Source organism: Sphingomonas naasensis, assembly GCF_004792695.1.
Lineage (GTDB): Bacteria > Pseudomonadota > Alphaproteobacteria > Sphingomonadales > Sphingomonadaceae > Sphingomonas > Sphingomonas naasensis.
Genome location: NZ_SRXU01000001.1, coordinates 134,339 through 155,729, shown reverse-complemented (window position 1 = coordinate 155,729; position 21,391 = coordinate 134,339). Strand labels below are relative to the sequence as shown.

Annotated in this window: 20 protein-coding genes and 2 tRNA genes; 16 read left to right on the top strand and 6 right to left on the bottom strand. The window is 67.1% G+C overall.

The features are described 5' to 3' along the window. Positions 1-18: 18 nt before the first annotated feature. Positions 19-92: transfer RNA gene (locus E5A74_RS00830), tRNA-Cys, on the bottom strand. A 162-nt stretch (positions 93-254) separates the two neighbouring features. Between E5A74_RS00830 and E5A74_RS00825 the strand changes: the two genes are divergently transcribed. From E5A74_RS00825 to E5A74_RS00770, 12 genes are all read left to right on the top strand, one after another. Next, the gene (locus tag E5A74_RS00825; protein WP_135981887.1) at positions 255-938 is read left to right on the top strand and encodes a protein-L-isoaspartate O-methyltransferase family protein; all 684 of its coding nucleotides are present in this window, start codon (positions 255-257) and stop codon (positions 936-938) included. A 17-nt stretch (positions 939-955) separates the two neighbouring features. Beyond that, a complete protein-coding gene (locus E5A74_RS00820; protein WP_135981885.1) occupies positions 956-2,542 on the top strand; it encodes a TolC family outer membrane protein in 1,587 nt (528 codons plus the stop codon). Between the two features lie 35 nt (positions 2,543-2,577). Next, on the top strand, positions 2,578-3,051 hold the full coding sequence (locus E5A74_RS00815; RefSeq protein ID WP_166745555.1) for a DUF2497 domain-containing protein: 474 nt from the start codon (positions 2,578-2,580) through the stop codon (positions 3,049-3,051). 166 nt (positions 3,052-3,217) lie between these two features. Continuing rightward, on the top strand, positions 3,218-5,266 hold the full coding sequence (locus tag E5A74_RS00810) for an alpha/beta hydrolase family protein (protein ID WP_135981883.1): 2,049 nt from the start codon (positions 3,218-3,220) through the stop codon (positions 5,264-5,266). A 49-nt stretch (positions 5,267-5,315) separates the two neighbouring features. Further along, positions 5,316-5,519: a hypothetical protein gene (locus E5A74_RS00805; RefSeq protein ID WP_135981881.1), complete on the top strand. Its 204-nt coding sequence runs from the start codon at positions 5,316-5,318 to the stop codon at positions 5,517-5,519. Next, entirely contained in the window at positions 5,497-6,141 is a 645-nt protein-coding gene (locus E5A74_RS00800; RefSeq protein WP_135981879.1) for an ATPase, read from the top strand. The genes E5A74_RS00805 and E5A74_RS00800 overlap by 23 nt, the downstream gene beginning before the upstream one ends. A gap of 42 nt (positions 6,142-6,183) precedes the next feature. Beyond that, positions 6,184-9,009: a valine--tRNA ligase gene (locus E5A74_RS00795; protein ID WP_135981877.1), complete on the top strand. Its 2,826-nt coding sequence runs from the start codon at positions 6,184-6,186 to the stop codon at positions 9,007-9,009. Positions 9,010-9,162: 153 nt separating this feature from the next. Then, positions 9,163-10,602, top strand: coding sequence for an MATE family efflux transporter (locus E5A74_RS00790; protein ID WP_135981875.1), 1,440 nt, complete (start codon positions 9,163-9,165; stop codon positions 10,600-10,602). Between the two features lie 18 nt (positions 10,603-10,620). Beyond that, a complete protein-coding gene (gene hemB / locus E5A74_RS00785) occupies positions 10,621-11,607 on the top strand; it encodes a porphobilinogen synthase (RefSeq protein WP_135981873.1) in 987 nt (328 codons plus the stop codon). After that, positions 11,604-12,134 carry a GNAT family N-acetyltransferase gene (locus E5A74_RS00780; protein ID WP_135981871.1) on the top strand — a complete coding sequence of 177 codons (531 nt, stop codon included), beginning with the start codon at positions 11,604-11,606 and terminating at the stop codon, positions 12,132-12,134. The genes hemB and E5A74_RS00780 overlap by 4 nt, the downstream gene beginning before the upstream one ends. Beyond that, a complete protein-coding gene (locus E5A74_RS00775; protein ID WP_135981869.1) occupies positions 12,131-12,670 on the top strand; it encodes a GNAT family N-acetyltransferase in 540 nt (179 codons plus the stop codon). The genes E5A74_RS00780 and E5A74_RS00775 overlap by 4 nt, the downstream gene beginning before the upstream one ends. A gap of 39 nt (positions 12,671-12,709) precedes the next feature. After that, entirely contained in the window at positions 12,710-14,950 is a 2,241-nt protein-coding gene (locus tag E5A74_RS00770) for a fused MFS transporter/spermidine synthase family protein (RefSeq protein WP_135981867.1), read from the top strand. 69 nt (positions 14,951-15,019) lie between these two features. On the opposite strand, the gene E5A74_RS00765 is transcribed toward E5A74_RS00770, so the two are convergent. After that, the gene (locus E5A74_RS00765; RefSeq protein WP_135981865.1) at positions 15,020-15,535 is read right to left on the bottom strand and encodes a hypothetical protein; all 516 of its coding nucleotides are present in this window, start codon (positions 15,533-15,535) and stop codon (positions 15,020-15,022) included. Between the two features lie 84 nt (positions 15,536-15,619). On the opposite strand from E5A74_RS00765, the gene E5A74_RS00760 reads away from it, so the two are divergent. Together E5A74_RS00760 and E5A74_RS00755 are read left to right on the top strand one after the other, a co-directional pair. After that, positions 15,620-15,696: transfer RNA gene (locus tag E5A74_RS00760), tRNA-Arg, on the top strand. Between the two features lie 112 nt (positions 15,697-15,808). Continuing rightward, positions 15,809-16,510 (top strand): hypothetical protein, encoded by a 702-nt coding sequence (locus E5A74_RS00755; RefSeq protein WP_135981863.1) that lies wholly within the window; start codon positions 15,809-15,811, stop codon positions 16,508-16,510. 10 nt (positions 16,511-16,520) lie between these two features. Here the strand turns inward: E5A74_RS00755 and E5A74_RS00750 are convergent, their stop codons facing one another. The 4 genes from E5A74_RS00750 to E5A74_RS00740 all read right to left on the bottom strand — a co-directional run bounded on the left by E5A74_RS00750 (position 16,521) and on the right by E5A74_RS00740 (position 19,702). Continuing rightward, positions 16,521-18,110: a pectate lyase gene (locus tag E5A74_RS00750; protein WP_135981861.1), complete on the bottom strand. Its 1,590-nt coding sequence runs from the start codon at positions 18,108-18,110 to the stop codon at positions 16,521-16,523. Between the two features lie 84 nt (positions 18,111-18,194). Then, on the bottom strand, positions 18,195-18,407 hold the full coding sequence (locus tag E5A74_RS00745) for a hypothetical protein (RefSeq protein WP_135981859.1): 213 nt from the start codon (positions 18,405-18,407) through the stop codon (positions 18,195-18,197). A 321-nt stretch (positions 18,408-18,728) separates the two neighbouring features. Beyond that, positions 18,729-18,899 (bottom strand): hypothetical protein, encoded by a 171-nt coding sequence (locus E5A74_RS20740; protein ID WP_166745554.1) that lies wholly within the window; start codon positions 18,897-18,899, stop codon positions 18,729-18,731. Beyond that, complete coding sequence (locus E5A74_RS00740; protein ID WP_166745553.1) at positions 18,896-19,702, bottom strand: phosphoadenosine phosphosulfate reductase family protein; 807 nt, start codon at positions 19,700-19,702, stop codon at positions 18,896-18,898. The genes E5A74_RS20740 and E5A74_RS00740 overlap by 4 nt, the downstream gene beginning before the upstream one ends. 121 nt (positions 19,703-19,823) lie before the next feature. Here E5A74_RS00740 and E5A74_RS20735 point away from each other — a divergent pair, with 121 nt between their 5' ends. Both E5A74_RS20735 and E5A74_RS00735 read left to right on the top strand, forming a co-directional pair. Then, positions 19,824-19,985, top strand: coding sequence for a hypothetical protein (locus E5A74_RS20735; RefSeq protein WP_166745552.1), 162 nt, complete (start codon positions 19,824-19,826; stop codon positions 19,983-19,985). Beyond that, positions 19,982-21,343: an ISL3 family transposase gene (locus tag E5A74_RS00735; protein WP_135981854.1), complete on the top strand. Its 1,362-nt coding sequence runs from the start codon at positions 19,982-19,984 to the stop codon at positions 21,341-21,343. The genes E5A74_RS20735 and E5A74_RS00735 overlap by 4 nt, the downstream gene beginning before the upstream one ends. The last annotated feature ends 48 nt before the right edge of the window (positions 21,344-21,391 follow it).

The window sequence follows — 21,391 nt, the reverse complement described above, 5'->3', positions numbered from 1 at the left end:
TTTCGTTCGTTTGGAGGCTGGAGGCCCGACCGGGAATCGAACCCGGGTGCAAGGATTTGCAGTCCTCTGCGTCACCACTCCGCCATCGGGCCCCGAAAGCGAGGCGGCGAGATGCGCGAGGGGTGGCGCCATGTCAACATAGTTTCAAAATGATCCCGGCCTCGCTTGGCGGCGACGCTGCAGCGCGATAGAGAGGCAGCAACGTCAACAAGTGTATTGCACACCTAACACGGTTGTGCGACAAAGCCGGAGTGATGATGACCCTTCAGGTCGATCCCGCGCCCGTCGAAGCGAACCGCTTCGAAGCGATGCGCCATGCGATGGTTGCGAGCCAGCTGCGGACCAACGCGGTCAACGACCCGCGCGTGGTCGAGGCGATGGCCCGGGTGCCGCGCGAGCGATTCCTTCCCGCCGGGCAGCGCGGGGTCGCCTATCGCGACACGCTGCTGCCGCTGGTCGGCGGCCGACGCCACAATTCGCCGCTCGCCACCGGGCGGCTGCTCACCGAGGCGCAGCTGCGCCCGACCGATCATGTGCTGCTGATCGGCGCCGCGGGCGGCTATGCCGCCGCGGTGCTGGCGCTGCTCGCCGGATCGGTGGTCGCGGTCGAGGAAGAAGCGAGCCTCGTCGATCTCGCCCGCACGGCGCTGGCCGGCGAGGACAAGGTCACGCTGGTCGAGGGCCCGCTCAACGCCGGCTCGGCGGCGGGCGCGCCCTATGATCTGCTGATCGTCGACGGCGCCGTCGAGGCGCTTCCCGAGGCGCTGGTCGCGCAGGTCAAGCCCGGCGGGCGCGTGCTCGCCGGGGTTATCGACCGCGGCGTGACCCGGCTCGCCGCCGGCCGGCGCACCGAGGGGGGCTTCGGCCTGATCGATTTTCAGGATATCGAATGCGCCGAATTGCCTGGTTTCCGACGCCTACGGACCTTCACATTCTGAAAAAAGAAGAGAACTGAATGCGACTGACTCCTCTGCTCCTGGGCGTGAGCCTGACCGCGCTCGCCGTGCCTGCCGCCGCGCAGACCACGACCACGCGCGCCGGCACCTCGACTCCGGTTACCGTCCAGACCGCGCCGCAAACCACCGCTCCGGCGCTGGCCCCGGCCGCGCAGCCGACCACGACGCTGCGCGACGCGCTGGTCCAGGCCTATAACACCAACCCCGATCTCGCCGGCGAGCGCGCCAACCAGCGTGCCAATGACGAGAATGTGCCGATCGCGAAATCGCAGGGGCGGTTTGGCGTGAGCTCGACCGGATCGGTCAGCCAGAGCATCCACAACAGCGACGCGACCTTCGACCCGACCCGGCGCGGCGCGCTCGGGCTCGACCTCACCGTCCCCGTGTTCAGCGGCGGCGCGGTGCGCAATTCGGTGCGCGCGGCCGAGACTCGCGTCGAGGCGGGACAGGCCAATCTGCGCGGCGCCGAATCGGATACCTTCACTCAGGCGGTGACCGCCTATGTCGACGTGCTGCGCGACGAGGCGATCGTGCGGCTCAACCAGCAGAACACCCGCGTGCTGCAGGTCAATCTGCAGGCGACGCGCGACCGGTTCGAAGTGGGCGACCTGACCCGCACCGACGTTGCCCAGTCCGAGGCGCGGCTCGCGCTGGCCGAGAGCCAGCTGCGCAGCGCCGAGGCGCGGCTGATCGGCAGCCGCGAGAACTACATCCGGGTGATCGGCGCCCCCCCGGGGGTGCTCGCCGCGCCGCCGGCGCTGCCCAATTTGCCCGACGACGTTGCCACCGCCGAGCAGACCGCGCTGGGCAACAACCCCTTCCTCGAGGCCGCCAAGCTGGCGCGCGACGCGACGCGCTACGACGTCAACGTCGCCAAGGCGGGGCGGCTGCCGCAAGTGAGCGTCGGCGTCGGCGGGGACTATTACAATTATCTCGGATCGCTCGGCACCCAGGCGCGCGCCGCGGGAGCGAACAGCGACGGCTTCTCGACCTCGATCGGCGCGCAGGTGTCGCTGCCGATCTTCCAGGGCGGCCGGCCGGCGGCGCAGGTCCGCCAGGCGCGGGCACGCGAATCGGCGGCGATCGAGCAGGTCACGCTCACCGAGCGCGGCGTGATCGCGCAGGCACGCTCGGCCTTCGCTTCCTATGACAGCGCGCTCAAGGTGATCGCCTCGTCGCGGGTCGCGGTCGAGGCCAACCGGCTCAGCCTCGAGGGCGTTCGCGCCGAGAACAGCGTCGGCACGCGCACGATCCTCGACATCCTCAACGCCGAGCAGGAACTGCTCAACGCGCAGGTCAACTATGTCACCGCCGAGCGCGACGCCTATGTCGCGGGCTTCACCCTGCTCGCGTCGATGGGCCGTGCCGAGGCGAAGGATCTCGGGCTCGACGGCGGTCCGCTCTACGATCCGGAGGTCAACTACAAGCACGTCCGCGGCCAGTGGAGCGACTGGGCCGACGGCCCGAAGGCTGCGGGCACGAGCACCTCGACCGCGGGCACGCCGGCGCAGGGCGCGGTGGTGACCACGACCCCGCTGGATCCTTTGTTGCAGCGATCGGTTGACACCACACCCGGAAATCCCTGATTTAACCACGTCAGCCACAGGAGACGTGTCGGCTTATGGGGGATATCAGTACCGAGCCGTCGATGGAGGAGATCCTCTCCTCGATCAAACGCATCATCGCCGAAGAAGGCGATGCGGCGACGGCAACGCGTACCCGCCGTGGCCGCTCGGGCTCCGCGACCACCGCGGCGGCGCGCGCCCCGCGAATCGACGAGGACGAGGATCCCGAGGACGAGGCGGTGCTCGAGCTGCGCGAGCCGGTGGACGAGGCGCGCGCGCCTGACGCCGCCGCGCCCGCCGCACGCGCCGAGCCGATTCTCTCCGAACGCGCGGTGGAGGCGACCCGCGGGCCGCTCGAGGCGCTGTCACGGATGGTGGTCAAGCCCGAGGTGGCCGGATCGGACACGCTCGAGGGACTGGTCCGCGAGATGCTCAAGCCGATGCTGCGCGACTGGCTCGACGCCAATCTGCCGCAGATCGTCGAGGCGATGGTCGCGCGCGAGATCACCCGGATCACCGGACGGAATTGAGTCCGTTCCCCTCCCTGCAAGGGAGGGGGCAGGAGTGGGTTAGAAAAGGTCGGGCTCGATGCCCGGCCTTTTCTTTTATTCGGCCGGCCCGAAGGGCTCGCTACGCTCGCACCCACCCCCGGCCCCTCCCTTGCAGGGAGGGGAGTTCAGTGCTGTAGATGCCTCCATGAAGCATCTCCTGCTCGCGGGCATCGCGCTCGCTTTCGCTGCCGTGCCGGCTCTGGCGCGGGACCTCACCATCCAGGATGTCGCGACGCTCTCGCGGGTCGGCGCACCGACAGTGTCGCCCGACGGCCGATGGCTCGTCTGGCAGCAGCGCGAGACCAGTATCGCTCTCAACAAGGGGCGCTACGACCTGTGGCGACTCGATTTGAGCAAGAAGGGCGCCGTGCCCGAGAAGCTGGTGGCGGATGGCAAAGCCAACGAGACCAGTCCGCAAATCTCCGGTGACGGCAAAACCGTGTGGTTCCAGTCCGATGCGGACGGCTCGGACCAGGTCTGGACCGTCGCGATCGACGGCGGCAAGCCGATCACACGCACTGTCATCCCCGGCGGGATCAGCGGCTTCAAGCTGTCGCCAGATGGTACTCGCCTGCTGATATGGACGGATCGCGACCCTGGCGCGCGGGACCTGCACGATCCTGCGCTGGTGCGCGTGCCGGGAGGCGAGAACGGCTCGGGTCGCGTCTATGACAAATTGTTCGTGCGGCACTGGGACAGCTGGTCGGACGGACGGCGATCGCAGCTTTTCGTGGTGCCGGTCGAAAAAGAGGGGAGACTGGCGCTCCAGGGCGTCGGAATCACCGGCGAGCTGGTCGGCGACACACCGTCCAGGCCGTTCGGCGGCGGCGAGGAACTGGCGTGGAGCCCCGACGGCAAGACGGTCTATTTCGCGCTGCGCGAGGCCGGGCGGATCGAGGCGACCTCGACCAATCTCGACATCTTCGCGGCACCGGCGGACGGTTCGGCCCCGCCGATCAATCTCACTGCCGACAATGACGGGATGGACAATCTCCCGACCGTCTCGCCCGACGGCAAATGGCTGGCATATTTCTCGATGAAGCGGCCGACCTACGAAGCGGACCGGCAGGTGTTGATGCTGCGCGATCTCGCCACCGGCCAGACCCGCGCGCTGACGCAGGACTGGGACCGTTCGGTCGCCTCGATCGCCTGGGCGCCCGACAGCAAGTCGCTCTACGTCACTGCGCAAGACACCCAGGAAGAGCCGATCTTCAGAGTCGATACGAAGAGCGGCAAGGTGACGCGGCTGACGCAGGAAGGCGTGGTCTCGGCGGTGGTGCCGACGAAGACGGGCGTGGTGTTCAGCATGAACAGCCTGACCGCGCCCGACGATTTCTACCGGCTGAGCGGCACGAAGACCGAGCGGCTGACCTCGGTCAACGCCGCGAAGCTGGCCGGCATCGACTTGCCGAAGGTCGAGCGGTTCAGCTTCGCCGGGGCGAACAACGACAAGGTCTGGGGCTATGCGGTGCGCCCGGCGAGCCTTGCCGAGGGCAAGAAGGCGCCGATCGCGTTCATCGTCCATGGCGGGCCGCAGGGTTCGAGCAACAACAGCTGGTCGTATCGCTGGAACCCCGCGGTGTTCGCCGGCGCGGGCTATGCCGTGGTCGCGGTCGATTTCCACGGCAGCACCGGCTACGGCCAGGCCTTTACCGACGCGATCCGCAACAATTGGGGCGGCTGGCCGCTCGAGGACCTGCAAAAGGGCCTCAAGGCGGCGACCGACAAGTTCGCGTATCTCGATGCCGACAATGCCTGCGCGCTCGGCGCGTCGTACGGCGGCTACATGATGAACTGGATCGAAGGCCAGTGGCCCGATCGCTTCAAGTGCATCGTCCAGCATGACGGCGTGTTCGATGCGCGCGCGATGGCGTACGAGACCGAGGAATTGTGGTTCGACGAATGGGAACATGGCGGCAAGGCCTATTTCGAGGACCCCGCGGCGTTCGAGAAATGGAACCCGGTCAACCATGTGACCAAGTGGAAGACGCCGCAGCTGGTGATCACCAGCGAGAAGGACTTCCGCATTCCCTATACGCAGGGGCTGGCGGCGTTCACCGCGCTCCAGCGGCGCGAGATCCCGTCGAAGCTGCTGGTGTTCCCCGACGAGAACCATTGGGTGCTCAAGCCGAAGAACTCGATGCAATGGTATGGCGAGGTGCTCGGCTGGCTGGGGAAATATACCGGCAAGTGAGGCTTTCACGGGCGCGTGAGCAGGCTTATATTCCGCTCTGGAGATATCGATGGCAACGCAGCTGAAGACCGTCCGCCCGAGCGACCTGCCGACGAAGCGCGTCCGTGCGCCCGACGGCACAGTCGTGCAGATGAAGGTGGTGCAGTCCGACAGCGAGACGTTGGCCGAGGATCTGCTCGCCGCCTTCCGTTCGAACGTACGCCGCATCAAGGCTGAACAGCGGAAGCGGCGTGCCGAGCAAGACGCCTCGTAAGCCCGAACGGCCCATCTTCTGGATCGTCGCCGGCCCGAACGGCTGCGGCAAAAGCACCTTTTACAACCGCACCGACATCGAAGGATGGGGCGGTTCGGTGTGGATCATCAATCCGGACCTGCTGACGGCGAAGATCGTCGAAAGCGAGCGATCCGATCTCGAAGCAGCGAATCTTGCCGCTGTGCAACGGATCGAGAAATGGCTCGATGCTTCCATCGACGCTTATCAGACGATCGGCGTGGAAACGGTGCTTTCGTCCAGTAAATACCGGCGTCTCGTCGAACGCGCGCAGGATCGCGGGTTCGAGGTTCGCATGATCTATGTCGTGCTCGCATCGCTCAAACTGCAGCTCGAACGCGTTCGTCGGCGTGTCGCGGAGGGCGGTCACGACGTACCCGCTGACAAGATTGCCGCGCGCCGCACGCGTTCGTTCGAACAACTCGCGTGGTTCGCCCGGCAGGTCGACCAATGCTGGCTGTTCGACAATTCGACGGGCGATCCCGAGGTGCTTGCCGCAAAGACTAGGCGGGATGGCTCGTTATGGCAATTCCACGCCCTGCCGTTCGATCTTGAGATGATTCTGCTGCAGTCCGGAACCCGTTTGACACCGGTAGGACGATAAGCTTTTGCCAATCGAGGGTTTGGCTCGCTAAAGCGCCGCACCATGAGCGAGCTCCCCAAGACCTTCGACCCCGCCGAAATCGAAACCCGCTGGTACGGCCATTGGGAGGAAAAGGGCCTGTTCGCGCCCGAGCGGCCCGGTGCCGATCCGTGGACTCTGGTCAATCCGCCGCCCAACGTCACCGGCAGCCTGCATATCGGCCATGCGCTCGACAACACGCTGCAGGACATTCTCGTCCGCCACGCCCGGCTGAAGGGCAAGGACGCGCGCTGGGTGGTCGGCACCGATCACGCCGGCATCGCGACGCAGATGGTGGTCGAGCGCCAGCTCAACGCGCAGCAGCAGAAGCGCACCGATTTCACCCGCGAGGAGTTCGTCGCCAAGGTCTGGCAGTGGAAGGAAGAGAGCGGGGGCGAGATCACCCGGCAGCTCCGCCGGCTCGGCTGCTCGATGGATTGGGCGAACGAGCGCTTCACGATGGACGAGGGCTTCTCCAGGGCAGTCCTCAAGGTGTTCGTCGAGCTGCACAAGCAGGGGCTGATCTATCGCGACAAAAGGCTGGTGAACTGGGATCCGGGCCTCGGCACCGCGATCTCGGACCTCGAGGTCGAGACGCGCGAGATCAAGGGCAATTTCTGGCATCTGCGCTACCCGCTCGAGGATGGCAGCGGCTTCATTCAGGTCGCGACGACGCGCCCCGAGACGATGCTCGCCGACATGGCGGTGGCGGTGCATCCAACCGACGAACGCTATGCGGCGCTGGTCGGCAAGAAGGTGCGGCTGCCGATCACCGGGCGGCTGATCCCGATCATCACCGACGAGCATGCCGATCCCGAGCTGGGCTCGGGTGCGGTCAAGATCACGCCGGGGCATGACTTCAACGACTTCGAGGTCGGCCGGCGCGCCGGGATCGAGGCGCGCGACATGCTCAATATGCTCGACGCCAGGGCGCAGATCACCCAGACCAGCGACGGGCTGATCCCGGCCGAGCTGCTCGGGCTCGACCGGTTCGAGGCGCGCAAGCTGGTGGTCGCGCGGCTGAAGGACGAGGGTTTCCTCGTCCCGCACCTCGACAAGGATGGCGAGGCGCATGATTCCGAGCCGCGCACGATCCAGACCCCCTATGGCGACCGCTCGGGCGTGGTGATCGAGCCGTGGCTGACCGACCAATGGTATGTCGATGCCGCGACGCTCGCCAAGCCGGCGATCGAGGCGGTGCGCTCGGGCGCGACCAGGATCGTCCCGAAGAGCTGGGAAAAGACCTATTTCAACTGGATGGAGAACATCCAGCCATGGTGCGTCTCGCGGCAATTGTGGTGGGGCCACCGGATCCCGGCGTGGTTTGGTCCGATTGCCACTAGCGATGCCGAAATCAGCCTACAGTTAGGCAAAAAGGCTGAGCACAAAGTCTTCGTCGCTGAGACGCTTGAAGAAGCGCTAACTCAGATGGAGGAATATTACGGCGCCGACCGATCGAGCCTGTATGAGGTGGAACCAACCTTTAGTGGCATCGCGGGTGCTGAGCTGGAGAAGGACGGTTATCTCCAGGTTCCATACTGGCGAGAAACTGACGTCCTCGACACCTGGTTCTCCTCGGCGCTGTGGCCGTTCGCGACGATGGGATGGCCCGATGCGGACGTGAAGGCGCTGGGCCGCTATCCCAATGACGTGCTGATCTCGGGCTTCGACATCCTGTTCTTCTGGGATGCCCGGATGATGATGCAGGGTTTACACTTCATGAAGGAAGTGCCGTTCAAGACCTTGTATCTACACGGTTTGGTGCGCGCCGCGGACGGGCAGAAAATGTCCAAGTCCAAGGGCAATGTGGTCAATCCGCTCGGGCTGATCGAGCAATATGGCGCCGACGCTTTGCGCTTCTTTATGGCGGCGATGGAAAGCCAGGGCCGCGACATCAAGATGGATGAGCGCCGGATCGAGGGCTATCGCAACTTCGCGACCAAGCTGTGGAACGCCGCGCGCTTCTGCCAGTCGAACGGGATCGGCGCGAGCGCGACGCTCGAGCCGCCGGTCGCGGAGCTGGCGGTCAATCGCTGGATCATCGCCGAGACTGTGGCGACGGTGCAGGCGCTCGACCTCGCGCTCGCCGATCTGCGCTTCGACGAGGCGGCGAACGCGATCTACCAGTTCAGCTGGAGCCGCTTCTGCGACTGGTATCTCGAGCTGATCAAGCCCGTGCTGCAGACCGAGGGCGCGCCCGCGACCGGCGCGGGCGCCGACGAGACGCGCGCAGTGGCGGGCTGGGTGCTCGACCAGATCCTCGTGCTGCTCCACCCGTTCATGCCCTTCATCACCGAGGAGCTATGGTCGAAGATGGGCGCGCGCGAGCACGAGATCATCGTGGCGCAGTGGCCGATGGCCGATGCGCGGGCGCTCGATCCCGAGGCGGCGAAGGAAGTCGACTGGCTGATCCGGCTGGTGGGCGAGATCCGCGCGGCGCGGACCGAGCTCAACGTGCCGCCGGGGGCGCGGCTGCCGTTGCATGTGCGCGACGCTTCGGGCGAGACCGCGGCACGGCTCGAGCGCCAGTCGGCGGCGCTGGCGCGGCTCGCGCGGGTCGATCAGGCCGGCGGCGAGGCACCCGAGGGCGGATCCCTGCAGATCGTCGTCGACGAGGCGACCTTCGTGCTGCCGATCGGCGGGGTGGTCGATCTCGACGCCGAGCGTACGCGCCTGACCAAGGCGATTGGCGCGGCCGAGAAGGAACGCGACGGGCTGGCGGGACGGCTGAACAATCCGAGCTTCGTCGAGCGGGCCAAGCCCGAGGCGGTCGAGAAGGCGCGTGCCGATCACGCCGAGAAGGCGGCCGAGGCCGAGCGGCTATCGGCGGCGCTGGCGCGGCTGGGGTAATTCACGCCCCCCTGCAAGGGAGGGGACGGGGGCGACCGGAGGGAGCTTTTGCCCACGCCCGGCATTGAGCGACGACAAGGGCATCGAGCCCCCGTCGCCGCAAACCCACCCCTGGCCCCCTCCCTTGCAGGGAGGGGAATATGAAGGGAAAAGATGCCCGCTCCCCGCCGCGATTTGACCCAAGGCAATATCAGCCGGGCTCTGCTGCTGTTCGCGTTGCCGACGCTCGGGTCGAACATCCTCCAGTCGTTGAACGGCTCGATCAACGCGGTGTGGGTGGGGCGCTTCCTCGGCGAGGACGCGCTCGCCGCCACCTCCAACGCCAACATCATCATGTTCCTGCTGTTCGGCATCGTGTTCGGCTTCGGCATGGCGGCGACGGTGCTGGTCGGGCAGGCGATGGGGCGGCGCGACCTCGACAGCGCCCGGCGTGCCTTCGGCTCGGCGATCGGGCTGGTCGCGATCGGCGCGGCGCTGGTCGCCGGCCTCGGCTGGGTGTTCGCGCCGCGCATCCTCGATCTGCTCGCCACCCCCGCCGGGGCGATGCCGCTGGCGCTCGCCTATATGCGGGTGATCTTCCTCGCCGCGCCCGCGGGCATGCTGATGACGCTGATTATGATGGGGCTGCGCGGCGTGGGCGACGCCATGACGCCGCTCTGGTTCATGGTGGTCAACGTCGTGCTCGACGCGGGGCTCAACCCGGTGTTCATCCTCGGGCTGGGTGGGGCGCCGCGGATGGGCATCGCCGGCTCGGCGATGGCGACGGTGATCGCCAACTACGCCACGGTGATCGGGCTGGTCGCGATCGTCTATCTGCGCGACCTGCCGGTGCGGCTGCGCGGGCGCGAGCTCGGCTATCTGATCCCGGCGCGCGCGCTGATGCGGACGATCGTCGCCAAGGGGCTGCCGATGGGCGCGCAGATGTTCGTCCTGTCCTTTGCCGGGCTGACCATGGTCGGGCTGGTCAACCGCCTCGGAGTCGAGACCGCCGCGGCCTATGGTGTGTCGCAGCAGCTATGGACCTATATCCAGATGCCCGCGATGGCAGTGGGTGCCGCGGTGAGCGCGATGGCGGCGCAGAATATCGGCGCCGGCGCGTGGGACCGGGTTGCCGGCATCACCCGCGCCGGCATCCTCTATACGCTGCTGCTCACCGGGACGATGGTTGCCGCGGTGCTGCTGTTCGACCGGCCGGTGATGGAGTTGTTCCTCGGCGGCGACAGCCCGGCGCTGCCGATCGCACGGCACATCCAGCTGATCTCGAGCTGGAACTTCATGCTGTTCGGGCTGACGATGGTGCTGTTCGCCACGGTGCGCGCCAATGGCGCGGTGCTGATGCCGCTCGCGATCCTCGGGTTCGCGCTCTATCCGGTCCGGATCGGCTTCGCGCTGGCGCTGCAGCCGGCGCTCGGCGCCGACGCCCTGTGGTGGAGCTTCCCGGTGAGCTCGGCGGTCGCCTTGCTGCTCGCCGCGGCCTATTACCGCAGCGGCCACTGGAAGAAGGCCGCGATGGCACCGATCGCGCCCGAGCAGGCCGAGGAGGAAGCGCTGGCCGGCGGCGAGCCCGCCGGACGCTTGCAACCGACCGGCTGAACGCGCATCAGCGCGGGGATGAGTCAGTATCCCGCGCTCCGCCTTCGTCGCACGCGTGCCGCCGGCTGGAGCCGGCGGATGCACGCCGAGACCGTGCTCACCCCCGCCGACCTGATCTGGCCGCTGTTCGTCACAGAAGGCAGCGCGGAGGAGCCAATCGCCGCGCTCCCCGGCGTGTCGCGCTGGTCGATCAAGGGTGTGGCCGAGCGCGCGAAGGAAGCAGCGGCGCTGGGCATTCCGTGCGTCGCGCTGTTTCCCAACACGCCGGCGGGGCTGCGCAGCGACGATGGGCGCGAGGCGCTCAATCCCGACAATCTGATGTGCAGGGCGATTCGGGCGATCAAGGATGCAGTGCCCGATATCGGGGTGCTGACCGACGTCGCGCTCGATCCCTATACCAGCCACGGCCATGACGGGATCGTCGATGCGCGCGGCTATGTGCTCAACGACGCGACATCGGCGGTGCTCACCGACCAGGCTTTGGTTCAGGCCGAGGCGGGGGCGGACATCGTCGCGCCGTCGGACATGATGGACGGGCGCGTCGGGCTGATCCGCGCCGCGCTCGAGGCCCATGGCCATATCAACGTCCAGATCATGGCCTATGCCGCCAAGTATGCGAGCGGCTTTTATGGCCCGTTCCGCGACGCGGTCGGCTCGCGCGGGCTGCTCAAGGGCGACAAGAAGACCTATCAGATGGACCCGGCCAATGCCGAGGAGGCGCTGCGCGAAGTCGCGCTCGACATCGCCGAGGGCGCCGACAGCGTGATGGTCAAGCCGGGTCTGCCCTATCTCGACATCATAGTCCGTGTGAAGAATGCCTTCGAAGTACCGGTGTTCGCATATCAGGTGTCCGGCGAATATGCGATGATCGAGGCGGCGGCGGCGGCCGGGGCGGGCGACCGCGAGGCGCTGGTGATGGAGACGCTGATGGCGTTCAAGCGCGCCGGCTGCACCGGGATGCTGACCTATCACGCGCCGCTGGCCGCGCGGCTGCTGGGCGCGTGATCGAGACCGAGAGGCTGATCCTGCGCCTGCCCGCGCCGCGCGACCGCGATGCGCTGGTTGGGATGTTCACCAACCAGCAGGTGATGGCGCAGCTGTTTCCCGGGATGGACGCGGCGGCGGCCGACGCGGTGATCGCCAAGCATGACCGGCTGCGCGGCGAGGGGCTGGGCTTCCACGTCGTCGCGCGGCGCGCCGATGGCGCGGTGGTCGGCTTTTGCGGGCTCAAGCGCGGCGAGCCGCATATGCCGATCGCCGGTGCGATCGAGGCGGGCTGGATCATCGACCTGCCGTGGTGGCGGCAAGGCTATGCCCGCGAGGCGATGGCGGCGATCCTCGATCGGGCATGGCGCGCCATCGCCGAGGACCGGATCTACGCGGTCACCTCGGCAGTGAACGCGAAGAGCCAGGCGCTGATGGCGCGGCTCGGCATGACGCGGCTCGCCGATGGCGACTATCTCAGCGCGAGCTTTCCCGAAGGCCATGCCCTGCGCCCGAGCGTTACCTTCGCCATTGACCGGCCGGCATGATCGAGACCGACCGCCTGATCCTGCGCGGCTGGCACGACGGCGATCGCGCGCCGTTCCATGCGATGGGCCAGGACGCACGGGTGATGGCGACGCTCGGCCCCTTGCTGTGGCGCGACGAGAGCGATGCGCTGATCGACCGGCTACAGGCCATATTCGACACGCACGGCTTCACCTTCTGGGCGATCGAGCGGAGGGCCGATGGCGCGTTTCTGGGCTTTTGCGGGCTCAAGCCCGGCGCCGAGGACACTCCGATCGAAGGCGAGATCGAGATCGGCTGGCGGCTGGCGCACGAACATTGGGGGCAGGGCTATGCGCGCGAGGCGGCGCAGGCGAGCCTCGACTGGGGCTGGGCGAATCTCGACGCGCCCGCGATCGCGGCGATCACCAGCACCGACAATGCCCGCAGCTGGGGGTTGATGGAGCGGCTCGGCATGGCGCGCGCGCCCGAGGACGATTTCGATCACCCCAACGCGATCGATCGGCTGCGGCGCCACATCACCTATCGCATCGCCCGCGGCGGGGTTAATCCCGCCTAAACCGGACGCGGCGCAAGGCGGCCCGCAGGGGAGACGAGCATGGCGGACGGTGTGGAACAGGCGACGGGGCAGCGGACGCGATTCCGCTGGCTGTTCGTCCTCGCCATCCTGACCGGCTCCTTCCTGCTGTTCCTCGTCCAGCCGATGGTCGCGCGGATGGCGCTGCCGCGGCTCGGCGGCGCGCCGGCGGTGTGGAACAGCGCGATGCTGGTCTACCAGGCGCTGCTGCTCGGCGGCTATGCCTATGCCCATTGGCTCGGACGCGTGCCCGTCCGCGCGCAGGCGGGAATCCACCTCGCGGTGCTCGCCGTCGCCGCGATCTGGCTGCCGATCGGGCTCACCGCGATGGAATTGCCGGCCGATGCCGAGCCGGCCTTGTGGGTGCCGTGGCTGTTCGGCGCCTCGATCGGGCCGCTGTTCTTCGCGATCTCGGCGCAGGCGCCGCTGCTCCAGCGCTGGTACAGCGTCGCGAGCGGCGGGCGCGATCCCTATGCGCTCTACGCTGCGTCGAACATCGGCAGCTTCGGCGGGCTGATCGCCTATCCGCTGATCGTCGAGCCGGCGCTGGCGCTCAGGGCGCAGAGCTGGCTGTGGACGATCGGCTATGGCCTCGTCTTCGTGCTCGTCGCGGCCTGCGCGACCTTGCTGCCGCGCAAGGCGCCCGAGGAGCCGCACGTCGCGCATCACAGCCCGGCGCCGGACGCGCGGCGCGTGCTCCACTGGATCGTCCTCGCCTTCGTCCCCTCGGGGCTGATGCTCGCGACCACGACCTTCCTCACCACCGACATCGTCGCGATGCCGATGCTCTGGGTGTTGCCGCTCGGCCTTTATCTGCTGAGCTTCTCGGTCGCGTTCCGCGAAGGCGAGACGATCCCCGCCCTGCTCGCCAAATTCACGCCGATCATCGTGTTGCTGTTCGGCGCGACGCTGATCGCCGGGCACCAGAAGCTCGCCTATTTCAACGCGCTGATCGGGCTGGTCCTGCTCTTCGTCGTCGCGGTGTCGCTGCATTCGTGCATGTACCGGCTGCGGCCGGCACCCGACCGGCTGACCGGCTTCTACCTCGCCATGTCGGTGGGCGGCGCGCTGGGCGGCGTCTTTTCCGGCCTGATCGCGCCGGTGCTGTGCGACTGGACCTATGAATATCCGCTGCTGATCCTCGCCGCGGGCGCGCTGGCGCCGCAGACCTTCCTGTTCCCCGCGCTGGCGCGGCTGTGGCAGGGGGAGGGGCAGATCCTGCGCATCAAGATCCTGCTCGCCACCTTGCTCGTGGCGATCTTCGTCTGGCTCGGCCTCGCCAATCCCGGCGGCGTGCTCGGCGGGATGCACGAGCAGATCGCCTTCCTCGCGGTCGCCGCGATCGGCTTGCTCGCGACCGGCCTGCGCGTGCCGTGGCTGGTCGCGCTGGCGGGCGCGCTGTTCCTGTTCGGGGGCTATCGCGCGATCGACATCTCGTTGAGCGGCGACCGCACGCGCAGCTATTTCGGCGTCTACACGGTGAGCGACCTGCCCGACGAGCGCCGGCTGGCGCATGGCACGACGCTCCACGGCATCCAGCTCAAGGGAGCGCGCGCGCGCATCCCGACGACCTATTATGTCCCCGGCTCGGGCGTCGGCCGCGCGATGCTCGCCGCGCCCGCGCTCTACGGTCCGGCGGCGCGGATCGCGGTGGTCGGGCTCGGGACGGGCACGCTCGCCTGCTATGCCCGGCCGGGCCAGCAATGGCGTTTCTACGAGATCGATCCGGCGGTGATCGGGCTGTCGAGCGGGGCGGGCAAGTTCAGTTTCGTGCGGCAATGCGCGCCGCAGGCGGCGATGGTGGTCGGCGATGCGCGGCTGCGGCTCGCCGAGGCGCCGCCGGCCAGCATCGACCTGCTCGCGCTCGACGCCTTCTCGTCGGACGCGGTGCCGATGCACCTGATGACCACCGAGGCGTTCGACTCCTATGCCCACGCGCTCGCCCCCAATGGCTTGCTGCTCGTCCATATCTCGAACCGCTTCCTCGCGCTCTCGCCCGTGGTTGCCGGCGCTGCGGCGCAGGGCGGCTGGCACGCGGCGCGGCGCGTCTATCAGCCGAACGCGTCCGAGCTGCTCGACGAGGCGGCGGTGTCCGACTGGATCGCACTCTCCCGCGATCCCGCGACGCTGGCACGGCTGACCGATGGCGATCCGCGCTGGGAGACGCTCCGGCCGCGGCCGGGGTTCGTGCCGTGGACCGACGACTATGCCTCGGTGGTGCCGGTGATGCGCGCCTTCCATCCGTCGCTGGCCGACGAATAACCCAAACTCCCCCTTTTCAGTGTGGGGGCAAGGGGTGGATTCTCCTGGAAGGGACGGGCGACAGGGAAGCTATTCGCCGCCGAGCGCCGCCTTGAGCGCGGCGATCCGCATGTCCTGGGCTTTGGCCATGCCGTCGGCCTCGGCGATCACCGCGTCGAGCGCGGGATAGGGCGGCTCGCCGGCCTTGCCGCGTTCGATCGCGATCTCCTCGAGCTGGGCGAGGGCGTTGAGCGTCGGCGCGCGCAGCGATTCGATCGTGCTCAGCGCCGTCTGGGCATCGAGCCACGCGTCCGAGCCCTCGGCAACGCCGCGCGCCACGGCGATTTTGGCTTCGGCATCCTGCGCGGCGGCGGCGAATTTCTGGCTGTTGGCCGCGAGCGGGGTGCTGAGCGCGGCGATTCGGGAATCGAGCGCGGGATCGGGCACCGGCACCGCGGCGACGCGCTCGGGCTCGGCGAGGCTCTGCTTCTCGATCGGCCGCGGCAGCAGCGACGGATAGGCGTCGGGACTCTGCGTGCAGCCCGCCAGCGCGATCAGGACGAGGGGCGCGAGGGCGGGAAGGGCGGCGAAAAGCGAGCTGCGCATGGGCGGCTGCTTAAGCCTGTGGAAAACTGCACGCAACGGGGTTGCGCGATTGGAAAACCGCTTCTAAAGGCACCCCTCCACTGCGCGCCCGTAGCTCAGCTGGATAGAGCATCAGACTACGAATCTGAGGGTCGGACGTTCGAATCGTTCCGGGCGCGCCATTAAAAGCCCCGGCAAGCCATGCGCTTGCCGGGGCTTTTATGTTTCCGGGCGCCGGGTATCGGCGATAGGATCACCACAGGGCGGCATCGGCCTGGCGGCGATCGGAGCGACATGCGACATCCCCTGTTCCCGCGCGGATTGCGTGACGGTCTCGGCCGGATCGTGGCGCTCGCTTGCTTCGCGCTACCGGCGCAGGCACAGGAGGTGCCGCGCGCGCCCGCCGCGCCCGCGCTCGCGTCGCCGGCCGGCGAATACAGGCTTTCGGAGATGGAGCTGGTGGCGGGCATCCGCCTGAACGCCGACGGCAGCTTCCAGTACGGGCTGACCGTGGGGGCGCTCGACGAGAGCGCGCAAGGGCGGTGGGAGGCCGCAGGCAACCGGATCAGGCTGACCAGCGTGCCGCGCCCGGTGGCGCCGACGATCGCGCCCGCGAGGATCGAGACCGCGGCGCCGGGCACTCCGTTCGCGATCCGCCTGGTCTGGCCCAACGGCCGCGACGTGCCGGGCGTCGACCTCAGGATCGCGTTCGACAGCGGCGAGCCGCTCGATTCCTATCTGGCGGGCGGGCCGTGGTCGCTTCCCGAGGGCGAACGGCGGGTCCCGCGCTTCGTGACGTTCAGCTTGGCGCCGTACCGCCTGCAATCGGCGCGCCTGCCGCTCGACGCGGCGACGGGGCGCGTGGCGATGTTCACGCTCACCCCGAACGATTTCGGCGTGATCGATCTGAGCGACGTTCCGGCCGAGATCGTTGGCGACACGCTGGTGCTGCATCGGCCCGAGGGCACGATGCGGTTCAAACGGGTAGCGCGTTGAGCGCGCGGAGCTAGCGCCCCAGCGCGCCGATCAGCACCTTCATGTTCTCGATATAGGTGCCGGTGGAGATGCCGGTGACCGGATGGTCGGTCTCGTAGGGCGAGGTGTCGGTCTTGTCGCCGACCTTGGTGCGGCTGAAGTCGCCCGGGGCGGGCGTGGTGCCGCCGTCGCCGGCATAGGGGTTGCTCGTCGCCCTGAGCTCGGTCGGCCACCAGCCCGCGGCGTTGAGCGACTTGATCAGCGCCTCGGGCGAGCGGCTGCCACTCGAGGTGTTGAGGTCCGAAGTCTCGGTCTCGCTGACGAGGAAGTAGCGCGGCAGCGGCTGGGCGGTGCGCAGCGGCGAATCCTTCGTCACCTCGGCAGGATCCGAGGCGATCAACTCGTCATATTCGCGGCGCAGCGCCGGCAAATTGACCGCGCGGGTCGCGCTGTAATGGGTGATCGTGTTGGCGGGGTCGTAATCGACATAATATTCGCCGCTGACCACGTTCGAGCCGCGGCGGTGGACGTAGAGCGGGCGATTGCTGCCGATCTCGACAAAGGTCGGGAAGCCGCGGCCGTTCTTGACCTGATCGGCGGGCAGGCGGACCGATTCGAGCCAGTCGAGCGCATCGGGGACGCGCGCGAGGAACTTCTTGTCGCCGGTCAGCCGATAGAAGCGGAACAGCTGGCGGACATTCGCGGCAGTGGTGTGGGTGACGAGCGCGTCGGGCTCATAGGTGCGTGCGCCGACCGGCTTGAGATCGAGTGTGTATTGCAGCCCCCAGCCGGCCTGCGGCTTCGCCTGCTGGGTGACCAGATAGACGTTCATCGCGCGGATGATGGCGTCATGGATGCGCGCATCGGCGCCGAGCGTCTGATACGCATAGAGCAGGAACTGGATGTTCTCGCCCGCGACATCGTCGTTGAAGGTGATGAAGCTGGTGTAATCGGGCTTGCCGTGGTGGCTGAACTCGCTCTTGAGCGGATAGCGCTGCGGCCAGCCGCCGATCGGATATTGGCTGTCGAGGACGAAGCCCAGCGCCTTCTTGAGCGCGGGGAGATATTTCGGATCGTGCTTCTCGGCATAGAGGCGCAGCAGGAACTGCATCGATTCCGAGGTGCCGGCATCGTCGAAGGTGGCGTTGCCCCAATAATGCTGGAATTCCTCGAGCCGCCACGCGTTCTTGCCGATCGTGTCGTACCAGCGCCGGGTCGAGGCCTCGCCGCCGAAATCGCCGAAATAATGCCAGCCGCCGCTCTCGTGCTGGACCGCGATCAGCGCGTTGGCGACCTTCTCGGCGGCTTCGTAATAATAGGCGTCGCCGGTGGCGTGAAAGGCGTCGAGATAGACATGCCCCATCGTCGCGGTGCCGGGCGGCTGGATCCAGATCATCGTCGGCGCGGCTTCCATCTCGCCCCAGCGGCGCGACATGTCGGGGAGATAGGACCAGACATAGCCGCCATTGGTGGCGACCTTCTCGACCATGAAGCGGGTGGCGCGCTTCATCGTCGCCTCGACCTTCGCCCGATCCGGCGCGGCCGCGGCCGGCAGCGACAGGCTCGCCGCCGCGATTCCCGCAAATGCCCATCCCACTGCCTTTGACAGCAACGCCCGCATCCACCCGCTCCTCGACTCTATCGTTGCGCCCGGCTTAGCAAAGCGCGGATGACACCGGTAGCATTTATCGCGCGCGGGGACGGATCATTGCGGGATGTCGAACGTGTCGAGGATCTTGGCACCCGCCATGAACACCGCGACCGGGCAGAGCAGGAACAGCATCTTGCCGCCGAGCCCGGGGAAGCGATCGAGATAGTGCATGCCGCGCTCGACCGCGCCGGTGCCGAGCCCGTAGATGACGAGATAGGCCTCGAACTTGGTCTTGATCGTGAAGAGGCGGCGGACACGGTCGAACATGCCGAAAGTTAAGCAAGGCCCGGGCCAGCCGCGGAAATCCGCGCTTTGCGGATTAACGAAGATGGTTACCTGTCAATTATCCCGACACCACGGGTTTCCGCCGTTTTCGGGCTGGCGGGCTGGAAAACTTGCGTGATTTTGCCCTCAGGGGCGGAGGAAAGTGGAAAACCGGTGAGCGCGGATTCGCGCGGGCGGGGGCGGCGTGATTGCCGCTCTCTTCGTCGAAACCAACGGCTGCTATTTCGGTTCTCTGGAAAATATGGTTGCTGCGGACATCGCACGCTGACCTCCTGAAGTCGGAAAATGTGGTTGCCGGGTTGCTCACGGGGTCACCTGCGGCAGACGATAATGGTAGTAGTCATCGAACCAGGACGACCCCCAGTATTGGCGCTCGACATGCTCCAACCAGACCCGCTGGCCGTCGATCGTCGTGACCGGCCACCAGGCGAACACGCGGTGCCACTCCGTCTGATCGCGCAGCTGGCGCCTCATGCCGCTTCCTCCATGAGGCCGTTGCGCTGATTGCAGGACGAGCAGAGCATGCCGCCCTTTGTGGCCTTGCCGCGCTTTCCGGGAGGGCGCGTGCCCCATTTGGCGTGAACGCCGGCAGCTGCCGCCTCCTCCTGCAAGGCGAGAATGACCGCAGCGGTCTCCGGGAATGCCTCGCCCAGTTCGAACAGCTCTTCCTTCTTGGCGAAGGCGCCACACAGGCACTCGCCGGACATGCAGATCGTATCGACGACGGAGTTCCGCTTCAGGCCCTCGCGCGCGATGTATTCGAGCTTGTCGTCGTCATCCCAGTGCAGGATCGGCGCCACCCAAAGCTGACAGCCGTCGCGCTTGACGGGCTCAACGTGTCCCATCCTGCGCACGCTCTCCGAGAGGCGGACGCCCGTAATGAGCGCGATGCGATCATTCCACTTCGTCTTGTGCTCCCGCACCAGCCGATCAACGCAACGCTCTTTCAGGCGGGTGTACATGAACCGATGGCCGCCAGGTCCTGGGAAGCCGTGCTCCAGTACGATGTCGCGGTAGCTGACCGGCGGCGTGTATTCGAGAAGCCGCCATTGGCGATCACGCGATGTGTCGCGGACGAACTGGCGGGTCTGCTCAATGCCGATGGTAGTATTGATGTGGACCGCCCGGGTGAAGGCCGGGTGCTTCGACGCGAGATGTGTCGCCACGAGGCTGTCATGGCCGCCGCTGAATAGCCCGAAAAGGTGACTGGGCCGGTGCTCCGCGATCGCGCCATTCAGGATCTCCATCGACTGCGCGATCTTGTCGTCTAACGCCATCATTGCCTCCGTATCTGATATGAGATATCCGGAGTATCTCATATGACTTACGGGAGCAATATCTGATATGCGAAATCTTGGAGCTTGCGACTCAAAAGTCATATCAGCTAACCCCGCCCGCGTGGGACGGAAGAAGCGCTGGGCGGAAGACATGGTCGCGCGATTCGCGGAGGGCACCTTCGCGCGCATCAACGGCGTGTTAACCGAGGGCGAGGATAGGACCGACCTTGTGCGCGAGGCGGTGGACCGCGAGCTGCGCCGCAGGGAGCGTCTGGGTAAGTGAACCGTGAGGGCCTGGTCGCCGACGACCTGAATATCGACAACATCGAGACGCTGCGGCACGTCTTCAGCAACGGCCAGCACACCTTCGAATCGAAGACAGTTGCGCCCCGAGGCGACCCGTGTTGCGCGCATTGGGCGAAGCGCTGGCCGAACGGGTTTCGGAGCCAGCAGTTCATTGACGAGCCGCGCGGCACGTTCCCTGCCATCATCCACCACAAGCGCCGCCGCTGGGGCTGCGACCACTGCGGCGGCACGACGTACGAGGAGTTGCCTTGGGCGTTCGCCGGCCGCGGCATGACGTGGCGTCTGTCCGACTGGATCTTGAAGGAGGGCGCCGGAACGTCCTTCACCCGTGTCGCGGATCGCTGCGGCCTCGACGCGCGCACCGTCGCCGATGTGTTTCAGGAGCGCGCCATCCCGGTCGTCAAGGAGATCAAGGCGCACATGCCGCGCGTCCTCGGGCTGGACGAGAAGCACATCTTCCAGGGCTTCCGCGCGGTCATGGGTAACGTCGAGCAGCGGACCATGTTCTGGATGCTGCCGTCGCGTAGCAACGAGGCGCTGTCCGAGTTCTTCGCGAAGCGTGACGACCTCGATCGCGTCGAGGTGGTGACCGTCGATATGTACGCCGGCTACCGCAAGCTGCTGAAGGACTGGTTCCCGCGCGCAACCGTCGTGATCGACAAATTCCACATCACCCGATACGCGACCATGGCCATGGACCGCGCACGAGCTGCGCTTCGGCCGGGTCAGACCCAGCGCGAGCGGGTCAAGATGCTCCACCAGCGCTGGTGCCTGCTGAAGCACCGCCAGGACTGGGAGCCCAAGCACGTCGCGGCGTTCCACCGCATGACGGAGATGCACCCCGAGCTCGCCGAGATCTACGAGTGGAAGGAGCGCGCCTGCGCTATCTGGGACCTGTCCGATCGCCGGGAAGCCGAGCAGGCCTATATCGCCTGGCGCCGCGACCTGCCCACCAAGTACGCCCGGTTCTTCAAGCGCTTCACCAGCGCCATGACGAACTGGGGCGACTGGATCTTCAACTACTTCGAGCACCGGTACACGAACGCCTATGTCGAGCGCCTCAACGGCATGATCGACGACGCGAACCGGATCGGTCGCGGCTACAGCTATCGCGTCCTGTTCCTGAAGACGATGCTCCAGCATGGCGTGCCCAAGCCGCGGAAGAAGAAGGTCAACCGCAGCCGCGACATTCTCGACGGCGTGGTCTACGACTTCATGACCGCCGACGTGGACATCTTCGGCGCCTTCGGCGACATCTTCGAGGAGGAGCCGGTCAATCACGGCATCCCCCTGGCAACCTTGAGCGAGGCTTTTCGCGACAGGTCGCGCTGGTAGGCTGGCAACCGAATATTCCGGAGAACCCAGAATATCGGGTGAGTCGCT

Coding starts and splice junctions, on each gene's coding strand:
- E5A74_RS00825 (WP_135981887.1), top strand. CDS start 255: ATGATGACCCTTCAGGTCGATCCCGCGCCCGTCGAAGCGAACCGCTTC.
- E5A74_RS00820 (WP_135981885.1), top strand. CDS start 956: ATGCGACTGACTCCTCTGCTCCTGGGCGTGAGCCTGACCGCGCTCGCC.
- E5A74_RS00815 (WP_166745555.1), top strand. CDS start 2,578: ATGGGGGATATCAGTACCGAGCCGTCGATGGAGGAGATCCTCTCCTCG.
- E5A74_RS00810 (WP_135981883.1), top strand. CDS start 3,218: ATGAAGCATCTCCTGCTCGCGGGCATCGCGCTCGCTTTCGCTGCCGTG.
- E5A74_RS00805 (WP_135981881.1), top strand. CDS start 5,316: ATGGCAACGCAGCTGAAGACCGTCCGCCCGAGCGACCTGCCGACGAAG.
- E5A74_RS00795 (WP_135981877.1), top strand. CDS start 6,184: ATGAGCGAGCTCCCCAAGACCTTCGACCCCGCCGAAATCGAAACCCGC.
- E5A74_RS00790 (WP_135981875.1), top strand. CDS start 9,163: ATGCCCGCTCCCCGCCGCGATTTGACCCAAGGCAATATCAGCCGGGCT.
- hemB (WP_135981873.1), top strand. CDS start 10,621: ATGAGTCAGTATCCCGCGCTCCGCCTTCGTCGCACGCGTGCCGCCGGC.
- E5A74_RS00775 (WP_135981869.1), top strand. CDS start 12,131: ATGATCGAGACCGACCGCCTGATCCTGCGCGGCTGGCACGACGGCGAT.
- E5A74_RS00770 (WP_135981867.1), top strand. CDS start 12,710: ATGGCGGACGGTGTGGAACAGGCGACGGGGCAGCGGACGCGATTCCGC.
- E5A74_RS00765 (WP_135981865.1), bottom strand. CDS start 15,535: ATGCGCAGCTCGCTTTTCGCCGCCCTTCCCGCCCTCGCGCCCCTCGTC.
- E5A74_RS00755 (WP_135981863.1), top strand. CDS start 15,809: ATGCGACATCCCCTGTTCCCGCGCGGATTGCGTGACGGTCTCGGCCGG.
- E5A74_RS00750 (WP_135981861.1), bottom strand. CDS start 18,110: ATGCGGGCGTTGCTGTCAAAGGCAGTGGGATGGGCATTTGCGGGAATC.
- E5A74_RS00745 (WP_135981859.1), bottom strand. CDS start 18,407: ATGTTCGACCGTGTCCGCCGCCTCTTCACGATCAAGACCAAGTTCGAG.
- E5A74_RS20740 (WP_166745554.1), bottom strand. CDS start 18,899: ATGAGGCGCCAGCTGCGCGATCAGACGGAGTGGCACCGCGTGTTCGCC.
- E5A74_RS00740 (WP_166745553.1), bottom strand. CDS start 19,702: ATGGCGTTAGACGACAAGATCGCGCAGTCGATGGAGATCCTGAATGGC.